The sequence below is a fragment of the Streptomyces sp. NPDC043680 genome (assembly GCF_056436685.1).
Genome location: NZ_JBWKCE010000020.1, coordinates 69,167 through 85,974, shown reverse-complemented (window position 1 = coordinate 85,974; position 16,808 = coordinate 69,167). Strand labels below are relative to the sequence as shown.

Annotated in this window: 15 protein-coding genes; 10 read left to right on the top strand and 5 right to left on the bottom strand. The window is 73.2% G+C overall.

The genetic code is table 11. The features are described 5' to 3' along the window. The first annotated feature begins 161 nt into the window (after nt 1-161). Nucleotides 162-680, top strand: a complete 519-nt coding sequence (locus tag AC0666_RS28940; RefSeq protein ID WP_468580641.1) for a hypothetical protein — start codon at nt 162-164, stop codon at nt 678-680. Nucleotides 681-813: 133 nt separating this feature from the next. On the opposite strand, the gene AC0666_RS28935 is transcribed toward AC0666_RS28940, so the two are convergent. From AC0666_RS28935 to AC0666_RS28925, 3 genes are all read right to left on the bottom strand, one after another. Next, nucleotides 814-1,374, bottom strand: coding sequence for a hypothetical protein (locus AC0666_RS28935; protein WP_468969413.1), 561 nt, complete (start codon nt 1,372-1,374; stop codon nt 814-816). A gap of 188 nt (nt 1,375-1,562) precedes the next feature. Further along, complete coding sequence (locus tag AC0666_RS28930) at nt 1,563-2,333, bottom strand: bestrophin-like domain (RefSeq protein WP_468969415.1); 771 nt, start codon at nt 2,331-2,333, stop codon at nt 1,563-1,565. 31 nt (nt 2,334-2,364) lie between these two features. Further along, nucleotides 2,365-2,517 carry a hypothetical protein gene (locus AC0666_RS28925; protein ID WP_361721279.1) on the bottom strand — a complete coding sequence of 51 codons (153 nt, stop codon included), beginning with the start codon at nt 2,515-2,517 and terminating at the stop codon, nt 2,365-2,367. Nucleotides 2,518-2,524: 7 nt separating this feature from the next. Between AC0666_RS28925 and AC0666_RS28920 the strand changes: the two genes are divergently transcribed. From AC0666_RS28920 to AC0666_RS28910, 3 genes are all read left to right on the top strand, one after another. Beyond that, on the top strand, nt 2,525-2,806 hold the full coding sequence (locus AC0666_RS28920; protein WP_468969420.1) for a hypothetical protein: 282 nt from the start codon (nt 2,525-2,527) through the stop codon (nt 2,804-2,806). A gap of 562 nt (nt 2,807-3,368) precedes the next feature. Then, nucleotides 3,369-4,199, top strand: a complete 831-nt coding sequence (locus AC0666_RS28915; RefSeq protein WP_468969618.1) for an SAM-dependent methyltransferase — start codon at nt 3,369-3,371, stop codon at nt 4,197-4,199. A gap of 119 nt (nt 4,200-4,318) precedes the next feature. Next, nucleotides 4,319-6,475 (top strand): putative bifunctional diguanylate cyclase/phosphodiesterase, encoded by a 2,157-nt coding sequence (locus AC0666_RS28910; RefSeq protein WP_468581078.1) that lies wholly within the window; start codon nt 4,319-4,321, stop codon nt 6,473-6,475. 88 nt (nt 6,476-6,563) lie between these two features. Here AC0666_RS28910 and AC0666_RS28905 read toward each other — a convergent pair whose 3' ends face one another. Further along, entirely contained in the window at nt 6,564-7,631 is a 1,068-nt protein-coding gene (locus AC0666_RS28905) for an FAD-dependent monooxygenase (protein ID WP_468969423.1), read from the bottom strand. A gap of 106 nt (nt 7,632-7,737) precedes the next feature. Here AC0666_RS28905 and AC0666_RS28900 point away from each other — a divergent pair, with 106 nt between their 5' ends. Continuing rightward, nucleotides 7,738-8,382 (top strand): TetR/AcrR family transcriptional regulator, encoded by a 645-nt coding sequence (locus tag AC0666_RS28900; protein ID WP_468969425.1) that lies wholly within the window; start codon nt 7,738-7,740, stop codon nt 8,380-8,382. A gap of 1,157 nt (nt 8,383-9,539) precedes the next feature. Here AC0666_RS28900 and AC0666_RS28895 read toward each other — a convergent pair. Then, entirely contained in the window at nt 9,540-10,418 is an 879-nt protein-coding gene (locus tag AC0666_RS28895) for a LysR family transcriptional regulator (RefSeq protein WP_361721264.1), read from the bottom strand. Nucleotides 10,419-10,513: 95 nt separating this feature from the next. On the opposite strand from AC0666_RS28895, the gene AC0666_RS28890 reads away from it, so the two are divergent. From AC0666_RS28890 to AC0666_RS28870, 5 genes are all read left to right on the top strand, one after another. Continuing rightward, the gene (locus tag AC0666_RS28890; RefSeq protein ID WP_361721261.1) at nt 10,514-11,218 is read left to right on the top strand and encodes a succinate dehydrogenase cytochrome b subunit; all 705 of its coding nucleotides are present in this window, start codon (nt 10,514-10,516) and stop codon (nt 11,216-11,218) included. A 2-nt stretch (nt 11,219-11,220) separates the two neighbouring features. Next, complete coding sequence (locus tag AC0666_RS28885) at nt 11,221-13,173, top strand: fumarate reductase/succinate dehydrogenase flavoprotein subunit (protein WP_468580629.1); 1,953 nt, start codon at nt 11,221-11,223, stop codon at nt 13,171-13,173. Continuing rightward, nucleotides 13,170-13,922, top strand: coding sequence for a succinate dehydrogenase/fumarate reductase iron-sulfur subunit (locus AC0666_RS28880; protein ID WP_478708636.1), 753 nt, complete (start codon nt 13,170-13,172; stop codon nt 13,920-13,922). The genes AC0666_RS28885 and AC0666_RS28880 overlap by 4 nt, the downstream gene beginning before the upstream one ends. Nucleotides 13,923-14,110: 188 nt before the next feature. Then, nucleotides 14,111-15,934, top strand: a complete 1,824-nt coding sequence (locus tag AC0666_RS28875) for a Stealth CR1 domain-containing protein (protein WP_478708635.1) — start codon at nt 14,111-14,113, stop codon at nt 15,932-15,934. A gap of 189 nt (nt 15,935-16,123) precedes the next feature. Continuing rightward, complete coding sequence (locus AC0666_RS28870; RefSeq protein ID WP_468969435.1) at nt 16,124-16,774, top strand: hypothetical protein; 651 nt, start codon at nt 16,124-16,126, stop codon at nt 16,772-16,774. The last annotated feature ends 34 nt before the right edge of the window (nt 16,775-16,808 follow it).

The following is a 16,808-nucleotide window of genomic DNA, read 5'->3' as shown; positions in this document are numbered from 1 at the left end:
ATCCGTCAGCTCGGGCGTCCACGCCTCGGCGTGTCGCTCAACCTTGCGGCCCAAAGGCGGACATGCGCTGGTTGCGAGCCGCCCTGAGGGTTCGACATGGGAGGCGTTCTCGTCGATCTTCCCGGGCGACCGCTCCGGGGCGCTCCCGCTGGAGGTTCCACATGCGTGTTCTGCGCGCTCTCACCGTGACGGTGGCGGCCTGCGCCGCCATCGGCCTCAGTATCCCGTTCGCCTCCGCGAACCCGGCGGGCGGCCCGCCGTCGGGCGGCGGCAACGGAAACGGGCCCAGCAATGTCACGGTCAATCCGTACTCCGTGCACCAGGGCTCGACGATGCAGGTCAGCGCGGCGGGCTGCAACCACGGCGGCACGGTCTGGTCGAACGGCAACTTTCCCCAGACGAACCTCTCGGCCGGGTCCATCGGGTTCGCGACCGTCCGGATCTTCAATCACGCCTCGCCCGGCAACCACACGCTGTCGGTCAAGTGCCACGACAACAGCCTGGTCGCCACGCACCGCTTCACCATCCTCGCGGGCAACGGCGCGCAGGGCGGTCTCGGCGGCTCGTTCGGCCCGTCCACCGCCGAGACCGCGATCGGGGCGGGACTCGTCGCCTCCGCCGCCCTGGGAGCGGGCGTCCACGTGGTGCGCCGGCGCCGCCCGGTCCGCAGCCGGGCCTGACGACTGGCCGACCTCCCCGGTCGCCAGCCCGGAAACCGCCGGTCGCCCCGAAGTCCTGGCCAGGAATCGGGGCGACCGGCGGTCGGTGATCGGGTGGTCGGCGGTCGTTCGAACCGCATCGGACCGCACGGGCTCAGTGGCTGCGCCGGGAGTGGCGGCGGCGGAGCGTGTACGCCGTGCCTCCCGCGGCGGCGAGGAAGAGGGCCGTACCCGCACCCAGCTCCCAGGGATCCATCCCGGCGACGCTGCCGCCCAGTCCGCCGCGCACGCCCAGCGAGGCGGCACTGCTCCTGGTGGCGGTGGAGGTGGAACTGGTGGTCGGCACGGTGCTCCCGCCGGCGATCGTGAGATCGGTGGAACCGGTCTCGCCGTTGCAGGTGAAGGAGACGGAGTAGACGGCTCCGCGCCGCGCGTCGCGGTCCACGGTGACCCGCGTGCTCTGGCCGCGTTGGATGCTCACGGTGTCGAAGACCCCGGAGGAGACGGTGGTGTAGGCGGAATCGCAGCCGCTGACCGTGAGCAGCACCTGGCCGCCCGGGGCCACGGTCGACGGGGTGATGGCAAAGCCGAAAGACGTGACGGGCTGGGCCTCGGCCGCAAGGGCGGCAGGCGTGCCCGCCGTACCGAGCGCGAGTACGGCGCCCGTGGCGCCGGCGCTCAGCAGGGCTATGGCGGAGGTACGTATCGCACCCATGGTTGATTCTCCGGATCCCCGAGGAGCAGGCCGCGGAAGGGTTTCCGCACGTGGGGGCGCGTGCGCCTCGATGTCCGCCACGCTAGGGGCGGACGCCGCGACCCGCGATCAGGAACGGGCGAACGGGTCACGGCGCTGGGCCGAACCGGGGAAGACGGCCCCGATACCGGTTTGGCGGGCCGCCCGCTTCAATCGCCCCGCCCCAAGTGCGGGAACTGCGCGAAGAAGGGCTCGGCGCTGGCCGAGATGCCGCGCCCGAAGGGTGCATCGAAGTCCCAGATCAGGAACAGCAGGAACGCGATCAGCGCGCTGAACAGGCCGGCCAGCAGCATTTCCCGGAACGAGCGCCGGATCTGCAAGGTGAAGATCAGGCCCACCGTCACCAGGGCTCCGGTCACCAGCCCGAACCAGACCACCCCTGGCATCGTCGCCCCGGCGCTCTGGCCGCGGGCGTTGCGGGCGTCGTCGACCAGAGCCACCTGGTCCACCAGCGGCTGGTAGGCCTGCCCCTCGTGGTCCGTCTGCGGCTCGTAGTCCGTCACGTCCCGGCGGATGCGGTCGAGCAGTTCCCCGCTGCGGTCCGTGAGCCGGGCGTGGTCGGCCATCTCCTTCCACTCGGTGTCCACCACGTGCGTGACGTACGCGTCCACGTCGGCCCGGATCTTCTTGCGGACCTCGGGCGGGTAGACCTCGGAGCGGACGCTGATCTCGTGCAGGGCCTGGGCCTCCTGGCGGACGTACTCCTGGGCGGCACCGCGGCCCTCCCAGACGCCGGCGATCGCCAGGCCCAGCACGATCGCGTAGATCACCCCGATCATCATGGTCATGTACTCGATGACGTCCGGAGTTTCGTTCGGGTCGTCGTCGTCGCGGATCCGGCGGTGGTTGAAGAAGGCGATGGACAGCACGACGGCGCAGGCCGCGGCCATCGCGAGGGTCAGGACGAGCCATTCCGACAAGATGACTCCCAATCGTTCTCGTACGGGCGGGCTAGCGCGGGCGCAGCGCGACGATCGCGAGCACCGCGGGGGCCGCGGTCATCAGGGTGAAGGTCACCGGTGAGATGTGGTGCTCCGCCGGTTTGCGGGCCGCCGCGTGGTACACGGGCCGGGCCACCGGCTTCTTCGGGGGCGGCGGGGTCACCGCGGGCGTGGGTGCCGGGGCCGGGCGCGGGGGCGCCGGGGCGGGCGCCGGCGGTTTCGGCGGGGCGGGCGCGGGCGGCTCGGGCTTCGGCGCCGGTTTCGCCGCCGGTGGTGGCGGTGGTGGCGGTGTGGGCCGGGGGGCGGGCGGCGGCGTCGGCTTCGGCGGGGGCGGCGGGGTGGGCGTCGGGCGGGGCGTCGGGGTGGGCGTCGGGGTGGGGGTCGGCTTCGGCGGGCACGGCGGGGGAGGCGGCGGCGGGCAGTGGTGGCCGCCGTGGCCGCCCCCGTCGTGATGGCCGCCGCGGCCCCGCCCGTCGCCGTGGCCGTCACCGCGGCCGTGTCCTCCGCCGTGATGTCCGCCACCCCGGCCGTCGCCTGACCCGCCGGCGGCGGCGACCGCGACCAGGCTGCCGACGCCCGCGGAACCGCCGGTTTCGATCGTCGCGTAGGCGCAGCTATCGGCCACGGCCGGGGCGGCGGACCACGCCGCCCACACCAGGACCGGGACGACCAGTAGGCGCCTGGTACGGGCACTGTTCACCCCGGGAGCATGGGCTCGCCCGCGCCCGCGCACGCGGCGGTCGGCCGTGGTTCGCCTGAACGGGTGGCGTGTGGACCGTAGAGGTTTGAGCCATAAACGGAAGCCGTCCTATCGCCCATTCGATCATTCCCGAACATGATCCGTCAGCCCCGGTCAACCGGTACGTACGGGGCTCTGGAGGCCTTGGGTCTGTGATGAAGAACGGATCACCAATTTCCGCTTTTGCTCGCTCCGTTGGCCAATGATCAGTACATTCGGCTCGGACAGGCGTCCGACCCCGGAAAGACGCGCAGGACTACGGCTTGGAGACCGCGATGGAGCGCCCCGCCTGGGCCCCGCCAGGTATCGACATATCGGTGCCGAGCGTGTCCCGCATCTATGACTACTACCTGGGCGGCTCCCACAACTTCGAGGTCGACCGACAGGCCGCCCGCCGCGCCATGGAGTTCATGCCGGGCCTGCCCAAGGTCATGCAGGCGAACCGGGCCTTCATGCGCCGCGCCGTCCGCTACGCCGTCGCGCAGGGCGTCACCCAGTTCCTGGACATCGGCTCCGGCATCCCGACCTTCGGCAACGTCCACGAGATCGCCCAGGCGGCCAGCCCCGAAGCACGCGTCGTGTACGTCGACCACGACCCGGTGGCCGTCGCCCACAGCCAGGCCGTCCTGGCGGGCAACGACCACGCCGGCGTCGTCGCCGCCGACCTGCGCAAGCCCAGGGACATCCTGGCCGCCCCCGAGGCGACCCGGCTCCTGGACCTGGAGCGGCCGGTCGCCCTGCTGCTCGTCGCCGTCCTGCACTTCCTGGAGGACGCGGACGACCCGTACGCCGCCGTCGCCGAGCTGCGCGACGCGCTGGCCCCCGGCAGCCTGCTGGTCCTGACGCACGCCTCGTACGAGGGCATCCCGCTCTCCGAGGAGGTCGCGGCCGGCACCGTGGGCGTCTACCGGGACATCCGCAACCCGCTGGTGATGCGCAGCCGCGAGCAGATCGCCCGCTTCTTCGACGGTTTCGAGCTGATCGAGCCGGGCGTCGTGTCGATGCCGAACTGGCGCCCGGACGGCAGCGAGGAACCGCAGGACGGTGAGGCGCCGGAGGACCCGTACGCGTTCTCCGGCTTCGGCGGAGTGGGACGCAAGGCGTGAGATCCCCGGCCGCGGTGCCTGCCGGCACACCGACCCCGAAGAACGCGGTGCCCGCGCAGGGCGGACGGACCCCCGCGCCGCCCACCGGCCCGTCGGCGACGCCGACGGGCCCCGGCGCGCTGCAGAGCGGTCTGGAGGACCGGATCGCCCGGTTCGCGACGATCTGGGGACGCGCGATCTTCCCCGTCACGGCGACCTCGCTGACCCGGGTCGAGTTCGAGCAGCACCTCGTGCCGCTCACCCGGACGCTCGTCGAGGCCCTGCACGCCCGGCCCTTCGACGCGAGCGCCGCCCAGCGCGTGGGGGCCGAACTCGTCGCCGTGCACTGCACCGACCCGGAGGCGCTGGCCGGCACGCTCGGCGTGATCGAGTCCTACCTCGTGCTCTACTGCGGGCCCGACGGCTCCGGCGCGGACGGTGCAGAGGAGTACCGGGCCCGGTGCGCGCGGCTCCAGCACGGCATCGCGGCGGGCTTCGCCCGCGCCCTGCGCGAGCGCACCCTCAAGGAGCAGGAGGCCATCGCCCGCTCCGCGCTGACCGCCCGCATCGACGCCCAGCAGGCCCTGCACGCCAGCGAGGAGCGCTTCCGGGCCGTCTTCGAAGGCGCGGCGATCGGCATCGGCATCGCCGACCTGGAGGGCAACGTCCTGGAGGTCAACGAGGCGCTGCTGCGGATGTTCGGCGGCATGGACGGGCACGTCCGGGGCCGCAACGTCAGCGAGTGGGGACACCCCGACGACACCCCGCACGTCTGGCGCATGTACGGCGAGCTCGTGCGCGGGGAGCGCGAGAGCTACCGCGTCGAGAAGCCGTACTACCGGCACGACGGGACCGTGCTGTGGACCAACCTGACGGTGTCGCTGCTGCGCGACGCCGACGGCGTACCGCAGTACCAGCTGGCCCTGATGGAGGACACCACCGAGCGCCGGCTGTTGAACCTGCGCCTGCGCTACGAGGCGACCCACGACGCACTGACCGGCCTGCCGAACCGGACGCTCTTCTTCGAGCGCCTGGAGAAGGCCCTCGGCGGCTCCGGCCTGCCCGGCGCAGCCGGCCGCTTCGGCCTGTGCTACCTGGACCTGGACGGCTTCAAGGCGGTCAACGACAGCCTCGGCCACTCCGCCGGCGACCGCCTGCTGGTCGAGGTCGCCGACCGGCTGCAGAGCTGCGCGACCGGCCCCGGCGAGGTGGTCGCCCGGCTCGGCGGCGACGAGTTCGTGGCGCTGACCACCGGCTCCGACACCGAGGAGAAGGTGACCGAACTCGCCGTGCGCATCCTGTCCGCCCTGTCCGCGCCGATCCGGATCGAGGGCCGCGAACTGTCGGTGCGCGGCAGCATCGGCATCGTCGAGGGCCCGGCCGGTGAGCGCACCGCGGCGGAGGTGCTGCGCAGCGCCGACATCACCATGTACCGGGCCAAGGCGGCCGGCGGCAACCGCTTCGAGTTCGCCGACGCCGAGGCCGACGCCCGTGCCATCACCCGCCACGGCCTGACCAACGCCCTCCCGGCGGCTCTGGAACGCGGCGAGTTCTTCATCGAGTACCAGCCGCTGGTCCACATGCACGACGGCAGCATCCACGGCGCCGAGGCACTGGTGCGCTGGTCGCACCCGCAGTACGGGGTCCTCGGCCCGGACCGCTTCATCCCGCTCGCCGAGCGGACCGGGCTGATCGTGCCGCTCGGCCGCTGGGTCCTGGAGGAGTCGGTCCGCCAGGCCCGCACCTGGCAGCGCGAGCACGGCGGCTCCTCCCTGCGGATCAACGTCAACCTCTCGCCGACCCAGCTGCACCACCCCGGCCTGGTCGCCGACACGGTGGCGGTCCTGGAGAACTCCGGCCTCGCCCCGGGCGCGCTGTGCCTGGAGGTCACCGAGTCGGCCCTGATCGGCGCCGACGACGAACTCCTGGAACCGCTGCGCCGACTCGCCGCCCTGGGTGTGGACATCGCCCTCGACGACTTCGGCACGGGCTATTCGAACCTGGCGAACCTGCGACGCCTGCCCGTCAGCGTGCTGAAACTGGACCGCTCCTTCACCAAGGGGATGCAGCAGCAGCCCGCCAACCCCGTCGACGTCAAGATCGTCGAGGGCATCGTTGCCCTGGCGCACAGCCTCGAACTCGCCGTCACCGTCGAGGGCGTGGAGACCGGCGCCCAGGCTGCACAGCTGCGCGACCTCGGCTGCGACACCGCCCAGGGCTGGTACTACGCCCGCCCGGGAGCCCCCGACCGCATCCACACGCTCTCCCTCTCGGACGCCGTACCCACTCCTTCCTGACGTCCTTCCAGCCGACCCGCCCCGCCGCACGGCCGGATCCGATCGGGGCCCGACCGGGAGCCCGGGGCGGCCCGGCGGCGGGCGCCCGTCAGTCCAGCCCGGCCTCCGTCCCCACGCCCGGCGTCCGGACGGCCGCCACGACCCGCTCGTACCGCCGCGCCGTGTCGGCCAGTACCTCGGCGGCCACCGGCAGCCGCTCCGCCTGGTATGCGTCGAGCCCTTCCTCCCCGGCGCCCCCGGCGAGGGCGGCGGCCAGCGTCCGGCCCAGCGCCGCCGCGTCCTGGATGCCGGTGTTCATGCCCAGCCCGCCGGCTATCGGGTGGACGTGCGCGGCGTCCCCCGCGAGGAAGACCCGGCCCTCGCGTATCCGGGTGGCCATGCGGACGTTGACCCGCCAGGCGGAGAGCCAGGTGGGATCCGCCAGCCGGATGCCCGGCATCCGGGCATACCGGTCGAAGAGCCGTTGGAAGCTCTCCAGCGAAGGCGGCAGCAGCTCGCCCCGCTCGCCCTGCTCGGGCGACGCCTGGAGCTGGAAGGTGTCCGTCCCCGGCATCGGGCAGAGCAGTATCCCGCCGCCTTCCGACGTGAACCACTGGTGCCAGAAGTCCCGGCTGAGCCCGGGAGCCCTGACATCTCCGAGGACCATGGCGGGCTCCTCCTCCCCGCTCCCCTCGAAGGGAATGCCGAGGAGCTTCCGCGTGGTGCTGTGGCCGCCGTCGCACCCGGCGAGATAGCCGGCTCCGATCACACTGCCGTCCGCCAGCTCCGCGCGAATCCCCGCCGCGTCCTGGGTGATTCCGGTCAGCTCGGCCCCGTACTCGACCCGTACGCCCAGGGCGGCGAGCCGCTCGCGCAGCGCCTCCTCGATCTGCCACTGCCCTATCAGCAGGGCGTCGGCCACGGGAGTGTCGGTGACGTGTGCTCCGTCGAAGTATTTGCGCAGGACCACGCCGCTGTTGCCGATGGCCGTCAGGGGACCGGCCACGCCGAGCTCTTCGAAGACCTCAAGGCTGCCGGGCCGGAGCCCCTTGCCCCGGGACTCGCGGTGCGGGGCGGCCCGCCGGTCGATGACGCGCACGGCCGCCCCCCGCAGGGCGAGGGTGCACGCCAGGGTCAGTCCCGTGGGGCCGGAGCCCGCGATCAGTACGTCGGTCATCGGATGTCCTCTCCTCGTCGATGTCTCAAGGAAAGCGGTTGCGGAGAGAAAAAGCAACCCGGTTAAGAAAATGACCCGGTCACTCGTTCGTGGTACGCTTGCGGCCATGGAGAACGTGACCGGTCTGCGCGAGAACAAGAAGCTCCGCACGCGCCGCCAGCTGGCGGCCACCGCGCTGGAGCTCTTCCTGGAGCGGGGCTTCGATGCGGTGTCCGTCGCGGACGTCGCGGCGGCGGCCGAGGTCTCCAAACCCACCCTCTTCCGCTACTTCCCGAGCAAGGAGGACCTGGTCCTCGACCGCTTCGCCGACCACCAGGACGAGGTGGCGCGCATCGTCCGCCAACGCGCCGCCGGACAGACGCCCCTGGGCGCCGTGCGCGCGCACTTCCTGACGGCGCTGGTCGAGCGGGATCCGATCACCGGGCTCTGCGACCATCCGGACGTCATCGCGTTCGTGCGGCTGGTGTACTCCACGGCGAGCCTGGAAACACGGCTCGCCCACTACACCGCCCGGGAGGTGGAGCTGCTCGCGGCGGTGCTCGAAGAGGAGTCGGTGGAGCCTCTCGCGGCCCGCCTCGCGGCCATGCACCTGGTGGCGGTCCGTCACGAGCTGGGCCGGGAGAACTGGCGCCGCATCGAAGCCGGCCTGACCGCCGACGAAGCCCACCCGGCCGCCGTCGCCGACGCGGACCGAGCCTTCGGAATGCTCGCCGACGGCCTCGACCACGCCCTACCGGCACGCAAGGCCTGACGACACCCGCCGACGGCCCCGGCCGGGCCGGGTGGGTGTCCCGGCTGGGTCGGTGGGTCGGCTGCGCGGCTGGGCCCGGGGCGGACCCGCGGTCCGGGCGGACTGGGTAGGCCGGCTCTCCCGGTAGGCCATGTGGGCCGAGCGGCCAGATGCCCCGGATGACCGCCCGAGCCGCCCGGACCAGGCGCACGTGCCGGACGACGTGGTCCGGGTGTGGGTAGCGGATCCGGCGCACGGGCCGGGCAGCGTGCCCCCACGGCCCAGCCGACGCAGGCGTGCCAGGCGTATCTGCCAGACAGTGTGCTCCGGGGCCCCCGTGGCGGACCAGGGCGCGCGGACGGGCAGTTGGCCGGCGGACCCTGCGGACCGGCCTGCCAGCGTGGCTCTGGCGACCGCCCGGACAGGGCGCGCCTGCGGACCGGTCGGGCGGCGTGCCCCCCGGTGGCGGTGGCGGACCTACCGCACCGGCCGGACCGGTCGGATGGTGCGGCTCAGGCGACAGGGCCCACGGTCGGACGGCGTGGCCGGATTGATCGGGGTGTCTGAGGCGGCGCAGGCGCACCGGGGCCGGGCAGCGTGGCCTTGCGGACCCTCCGGATGGGCTGGGAAGTGCGCGCCAGCCGGACCAGGCGCGCCGAGGCGGCCGACGTAACCCGCGGACCGGTCGGGCAACGTGGCCAAAGCCCCCAACTGCCCAGGCGACCCATGTGCCCAGGCGCACCAGGGAGATTGCCGGGCAGGACCGGCCCGACAGGGTGCACCGGCCATTCTGGCCGGGCACCGCGGGCGAAGCTGCCCCGTGACCCCGGCGGCCAGGCGCACCAGGGGGATCGGCCGGGCAGTGTGGTGCTGGCGATCCTGGCCCGACAGGGGGCACCGGCCACTGGCCGGGCACCGAGGCCGAAGCTGCCCCGCGGTCCAGGCGGCCAGGCGCGCCGGGGGATCGGCCGGGCGGTGTGGCTCTGGCGGACCCGGCCCGGGAGGGTGCACCGTCGGACTGGCCGGGCAGCGCGGCCGAGGCGGCCGAAGCTCGCTCGCGGCCCAGGCGGCCCAGGCGGCCCAGGCGGCCCAGGCGGCCCAGGCGGCGATGCGGCCAAGCCGCCCAGCCGCCCAGCCGCCCCGGCGGCCCCCGCGGCGCGCGCCCGCGCCGCTGTGCGTCAGTCCAGGAGCATGCGGCGCAGTTCGCGGGCCGCGCGGGGAGGGGCTACGTCCGTGCGGTGGGCCAGGGCGATCGTGCGGCGCAAGGGGGAGCCCGCCAGGGGCGTCGCGCGCAGGCCCGGCCCCGCGTGTTCGACGACCATCGCCGGGACCACCGCCACCCCCAGCCCCGCCCGGACGAAGCCCAGGACGGCGTCCATCTCCCCGCCCTCCACCGTGAACACCGGCTCGAAACCCTCCGCCCGGCAGGCGGCCATCGTCAGGTCCCGCAGGTCGTAGCCGTGGCGGAACATCACCATCGGCTCATCCCGCAGCGCCGACACGGTGAGCGGCCCGCCGCCCGCCGGGGGCGGCAGCTGCGCCGAGGACACCACCACCAGGTCCTCCGTCAGCAGCTCCACCGTGGTCAGCGCCGGAGCCGAGGGCGGCAGCGGGAGGGCGATCAACGCCAGGTCCAGGGCCCCGCGCGCGAGCTCCCGTACGAGGTCCAGCGAACCGCTCTCCTCGATCAGCAGCTCGATCCCCGGATGCGCGGTGTGGAAGGCCCGCAGCACATCGGGCAGCAGGCCCGTGCACACGCTCGGCGTGGCCCCCAGCCGGATCCGCCCGCGCCGCAGCTGCGCCAGCTCCTGCACCTCCAGCCGCGCGGTGTCCGCGTCCGCCAGGATCCGCCGGGCCAGGGGCAGCAGCGCCTCACCCGCATCCGTGAGCGTGATGTTCCCCCGCGCCCGGCTGAACAGCTCGGCCCCCAGCTCCCGTTCGAGCGCCTTGATCTGCTGGGAGAGCGAGGGCTGGGCCACGTGCACCCGCTCCGCTGCCCGGGTGAAGTGGCGGGTCTCGGCGACCGCCACGAAATAGAGGAGCTGCTGGAACTGCATCTCCCCAGCATACGCCGCTGAATAGGGAAACCCTATCGAGATCAGCACCATCATGTCTTGGACCTCTCGGCGCCCTGGTCCTTACCGTCGACAACATGGCTCTGGCAACCCGGACGGGCCGACGGCCGTCCACCCCGCGCATGCTCTGGGACTCCACCGTCGGCAAGAAGGCCGTCATGGCGGTCTCCGGGTTGATCATGCTCGGGTACCTGGTCGTCCACATGATGGGCAACCTCAAGATCTTCTTCGGGCCCGAGGAGTTCAACGCGTACGCGCACTGGCTCCGGCACATGGGTGAACCGTTCCTGCACAGCCACTGGGGCCTGTGGGCGGCCCGCGTCGTCCTGCTGGCCTCCGTGCTCGCCCACGGCGTGTCCGCGTACCAGCTCAGCCGGCGGGACATCAAGGCGCGGCCCGTGAAGTACGCCCACAAGCGCCGCCGCGCCGGCTACGCCACCCGCACCATGCGCTGGGGCGGCATCATCCTCGCGCTGTTCATCGTCTGGCACCTGCTCGATCTCACCACGCTCACCGTCAACGAGCGCGCATGGGCCGGCCACCCGTACCAGAACGTCCTCGCCACCTTCTCCACCTGGTACGGCAACACGATCTACCTCATCGCCATGGCCGCCCTCGGCCTGCACGTCCGGCACGGCTTCTGGAGCGCCGCCCAGACCCTCGGCGCGGGCAACGCCCGCCGCGACCGGGCCCTGAAGTTCCTCGCCAACGCCCTGGCCCTCGTCCTCTTCGCGGGCTTCGTCTCCGTGCCCGTCGCCGTCATGACCGGAGTGGTGAGCTGACCATGAGCAACGACTACGCCCGCTACACCACCGGCGAACCCCTCGCCGACACCAAGGCCCCCGCCGGCCCCATCGCCGAGCGCTGGGACCGCCGCCGCTTCGAGGCCAAGCTGGTCAACCCGGCCAACCGCCGCAAGCACACCGTGATCGTCGTCGGCACCGGCCTGGCGGGCGGTGCCGCCGGCGCGACCCTCGCCGAGCAGGGCTACCACGTGGTCCAGTTCTGCTACAGCGACTCACCGCGCCGTGCCCACTCCATCGCCGCCCAGGGCGGCATCAACGCCGCCAAGAACTACCGCAACGACGGAGACTCCGTCCACCGCCTCTTCTACGACACCGTCAAGGGCGGCGACTTCCGGGCCCGCGAGTCCAACGTCCACCGCCTCGCCCAGATCTCCGTCGAGATCATCGACCAGTGCGTGGCCCAGGGTGTCCCCTTCGCCCGCGAGTACGGCGGCCTCCTCGACACCCGCTCCTTCGGCGGCGTCCAGGTCTCCCGCACCTTCTACGCCCGCGGCCAGACGGGCCAGCAGCTCCTGCTCGGCGCCTACCAGGCGCTCTCGCGGCAGATCGCCGCCGGCAACGTGGAGATGCACGCCCGCACGGAGATGCTCGACCTGATCACCGTCGACGGAGTCGCCCGCGGCATCGTCGCCCGCGACCTGATCACCGGCAGGATCAGCACGTACTACGCCGACGCGGTGGTCCTGGCGACCGGCGGCTACGGCAACGTCTTCTACCTCTCCACCAACGCCATGAACTCCAACGCGACCGCCATCTGGCGGGCGCACCGGCGCGGCGCCTACTTCGCCAACCCCTGCTTCACCCAGATCCACCCCACTTGCATCCCGCGCACCGGCGACCACCAGTCCAAGCTCACCCTGATGAGCGAGTCCCTGCGCAACGACGGTCGCATCTGGGTCCCCAAGGCCAAGGGCGACACCCGCCCCGCCGCCGAGATCCCCGAGGAGGAGCGCGACTACTACCTGGAGCGGATCTACCCCTCCTTCGGCAACCTCGTGCCCCGCGACATCGCCTCCCGCGCCGCCAAGAACGTCTGCGACGAGGGCCGCGGCGTCGGCCCCGGCGGCCAGGGCGTGTACCTCGACTTCGCCGACGCCATCCGCCGCATGGGCCGGGACAAGGTCGCCGAGAAGTACGGCAACCTCTTCGAGATGTACGAGCGGATCACCGCGGAGGACCCGTACGAGGTCCCCATGCGGATCTACCCCGCCGTGCACTACACGATGGGCGGCCTGTGGGTCGACTACGACCTCCAGACCACCATCCCGGGCCTCTTCGCGATCGGCGAGGCCAACTTCTCCGACCACGGAGCCAACCGCCTCGGCGCCTCCGCCCTCATGCAGGGCCTCGGCGACGGCTACTTCGTGCTCCCCTCCACCATCAACGACTACCTGGCCCGCCACCCGCACCGGGACGAGGTCGACGACAGCCACCCCGAGGCCGCGGCCGCCGTCCGCGAGACCCGCGACTGCCTCGCGAAGCTGCTCGCCGTCGACGGCGACCGCACCCCCGACTCCTTCCACCGCGAGATCGGTGAGCTCATGTGGGAGTACTGCGGCATGTCCCGCACCGACGCCGGCCTGCGCAAGGCCCTCGACCGGATCCCGCAGATCCGCGAGGAGTTCTGGCGGCGGATCAAGGTGCCGGGCAGCGGCGAGGCGTTCAACCAGTCCCTGGAGAAGGCCAACCGCGTCGTCGACTACCTGGAACTCGCCGAGCTGATGTGCCTCGACGCCCTCCACCGCGCCGAGTCCTGCGGCGGCCACTTCCGCGAGGAGTCCCAGACCCCGGACGGCGAGGCCGCCCGCCGCGACGAGGAGTTCGGCTACGCCGCCGCCTGGGAGTACCAGGGCACCGGCGCCGCCCCCGTCCTGCACAAGGAAGACCTCGTCTTCGAGTACGTCCACCCCACCCAGCGGAGCTACGCATGAAGCTCACCCTGCGCGTCTGGCGCCAGCAGAACGCCGACGCCCCCGGCGCCATGACCTCCTACGAGGTCGACGGCATCTCGAAGGACATGTCCTTCCTGGAGATGCTCGACACCCTCAACGAGGACCTCCTCCTGCGCGGCGAGGACCCCGTCGCCTTCGACCACGACTGCCGCGAGGGCATCTGCGGCGCCTGCAGCCTGGTGATCAACGGCGACGCCCACGGCCCGGAGCGCACCACCACCTGCCAGCTCCACATGCGTTCCTTCGCCGACGGCGACACCATCGACGTCGAGCCGTGGCGCGCCTCCGCCTTCCCGGTGGTCAAGGACCTCGTCGTGGACCGCAGCGCCTTCGACCGGATCATCCAGGCCGGCGGTTACATCACCGCTCCGACCGGCTCGGCCCCCGAGGCGCACGCCACCGCCGTGCCCAAGGCGGACGCCGACCACGCCTTCGAACACGCCGAGTGCATCGGCTGCGGGGCATGCGTGGCCGCCTGCCCCAACGGTTCCGCGATGCTCTTCACCTCCGCCAAGATCAACCACCTGAACGTGCTGCCGCAGGGCTCGCCCGAGCGGGAGACCCGCGTGCTCGACATGGTGGCCACGATGGACGGCGAGGGCTTCGGCGGCTGCACCCTGACCGGCGAATGCGCCACGGCCTGCCCGAAGGGCATCCCGCTGCCGTCCATCGCCGCCATGAACAAGGAGTGGCTGCGCGCGGTCCGCAAGCACGGGGCCGGAAGCTGAGAAGTGCCTGTGAGAGTCGAACGGCGGCTCCCGGGCCCTTGCGTGAAAAATGAACCAAAGGAAAGGTGGGGGGTGAACGAGGCATCCGCCCCTGCCCGCCGGACACCACCCTCCCTTCGCACCAGGTGAGGTCCGCAACCTCGGGTGCCGCACGCCGGCGCCGTCACGCGAGGTCGTCCATGCAGGGCATGTCCCGTCTTCCCCTCCCCTTCGGCCTGCGCCGAATCGTACAGACGCTGCGCAAGCCGGGCGGTGTGCCGGGGCAACCGGGCGCCGCCCGGCGCGAGCGCATCGAGGCCGCCCCGCGGGGCCAAGGCGGGCCGCACGGGGAGGGCGGGCCGGCGGCGACCCGCCGCTCGCGCGAGGACGAGCTGCTGGAGCGGCTGCCCGGCCTGGTCCGCCACCGGGGCCGGATCGCGCGGGTACGCGACGACATGCTGCCCGCCGATGCCAGGGACGCCAACCTGCTGGCGGTGGCCGAGGCCCTCGAAGCCGCCGCCGTCCCCTACGGGCTGGTGCCCGACGGCGGTCTCACCCACCGGGTGGCGATCGCCCCGGAGGACCGCGCGGCCGCACTGAAGGCCTGCGCCGTCGCCTTCGCCGGCCTCCCGGTCTACGCCCGCCTCCTCGGAGGCGGAGACGGAGGCGGAGGCGGACTTGGGGACGCGGACGGGGACGGAGACGGGGACGGTCGCGGAGCCGGCGGCGGTGACCTGGGGGAGGTGCTCGCCGAGACCCTTCCCGACGCGGTCGAAGCCGCCGAGGCCGAGGCCGCGTACGCCCGCGGCGCGGAAGCCGCCCCGCCTAGGGTCAAGGGCCTGCGGCTCCACCAGCCCGTCACCACCTCCGGCCGTACCCTGAATTACGGCCCCGACACCGGGTGCGAACTGGAGTTCTGGGAAGCCCCAGGATCCGGCACCGGCGCCATGGCCGGCCTGCGCGAAACCCCGTACGGCTGGTGGGTGCCCTCCCTCGAAGCCACCGCCACCACCCGCGTCGGCGACCGCGACCTGCCCGTCGTCGACGCCTTCGCGGGCCGCTTCCCCGACGACATCGACTTCCCCGTCGACGCCGTGATCACCTGGGTGGACGCCGCGGACCCCGCCTGGCGCCGCCGCCGCGACCGGGCCGCGTCCGCCGGATCCGCCACCGGGGCCGTCGTCGACCACGCCGACAACCGCTACCGGGACCGGGGCGAGCTCCGCTACTGCCTGCGCTCCATCGCCGCCCACGCCCCGTGGATCCGGCACGTCTTCCTCGTCACCGACGACCAGACCCCGCCGTGGCTCGTCACCGGCCACCCCCGGCTCACCGTCGTGGACCACCACGAGCTGTTCGCCGACCCCGCCGCCCTCCCGGTCTTCAACTCCCACGCCATCGAGAGCCAGCTGCACCGCATCCCCGGCCTCGCCGAGCACTTCCTGTACTTCAACGACGACATCTTCCTCGGTCGCCCCCAGCGCCCGCAGCAGTACTTCCTCGCCTCGGGCCTGCCCAAGGTGTTCCACGACTGGCGGGCCGTGGCCCCCAGCGCCCCCTGCGCCGAAGACGACGTCTTCACCGCCTCCCAGAAGGCCACCCGGCAGGCCGTGGAACAGGCCGTCGGCCGCACCTACCCGCACATCCTGGCCCACACCCCCTACGCCCTCAGCCGCTCCCTCTTCGCCCACGTCGAGGAACGACTGCCCGGCCGGCTCGGCGCCACCAGCCGCTCCGTCTTCCGCAGCGCCGCCGACCTCGCCCCGGTCACGCTCGCCGCCCACCTGGCCCTCGCCGACGGCCGGGCCGTGGAGGGCGAACTCCGCCACGCCTACGTCAGCACCAGCCGGGCCGACGCCCTCGAACGGCTCCGGGACCTGGCCGCCGAACGCCGGGCCGACGCCTTCTGCCTCGCCGACGACGACGCCGGGGCCGACCTCAGCCCCCAAGAGCAGCAACGCGCCCTCGCCGCCTTCCTGGAGGCCTACTTCCCGGTGCCCTCCCCCTACGAGCACCCCGATCCGACCGGCTGACCGGCTGACCGGTTGACGAGGCCGATCCGGACCAGGCCGAGCCGCCCGCCCTCGTCGCGCCGCCCCCCTCGCCGCGTCGGCCCATCCATCCGCCCCGGCCGCCCCGGTGATCGGCCGACCGGGCGCTCGTGCGACCGTACGCCGCGCCGCGCCCCGGCCGGATCCGGCCCATGGGAGACAGTGGGCCCCATGCCACACGCCCCCGCCGGGTCCGGGCCACGCCGCCGAACCGTACTGGCCGCCGCCGCCCTCGCCCCGCTCGCCGCGGCCGGCTGCTCGGCGCAGGGCCACCCCACCCCCGCCCCCGGCCCGTCCGGCACGCCGAAGGACGCCCTGCTCCTGCTCATCCGACATGCGGAGAAGCCGTACGCCGGAGACACCGGCGAGGACGCGCAGGGCAACGAGGACCCCGGATCCCTCGCGGGCCGCGGCCGGCGGCGGGCCGGGGAACTCCACCGCCTCTTCCTGCCGCCGGGCGGCTCCTCACTGCCGCGCCCCGCCGTCGTCTTCGCGGCCGGCGGACCGGCCGGGGCCCCCGGCCGCTGCCGGCAGACGGTGCAGGCGCTGGCCACCTCCCTGAAGACCCCTGTGCGCGCCGAGTTCGCGGTCGGCGCCGAAACGGCCCTGGCGCGCGCCGCGCTGGCCGCCGCGATGCCCGTCCTCGTCTGCTGGGAGCACACCGGCATGCCCCGGCTGATCCGGGCCATCGGAGCCGACCAGGTGCTCGGCGTCCCCGCCGCCTGGCCCGACCGCTACGACCTGGTGTGGATCTTCACCCGCAGACACGGCCGGTGGAGCTTCCGCGAACTCTCCCAGCACCTGCTCCCCGGGGACGCGTAGCCGGGCCGGCGGCCGTACCCACGACACGCCGTAC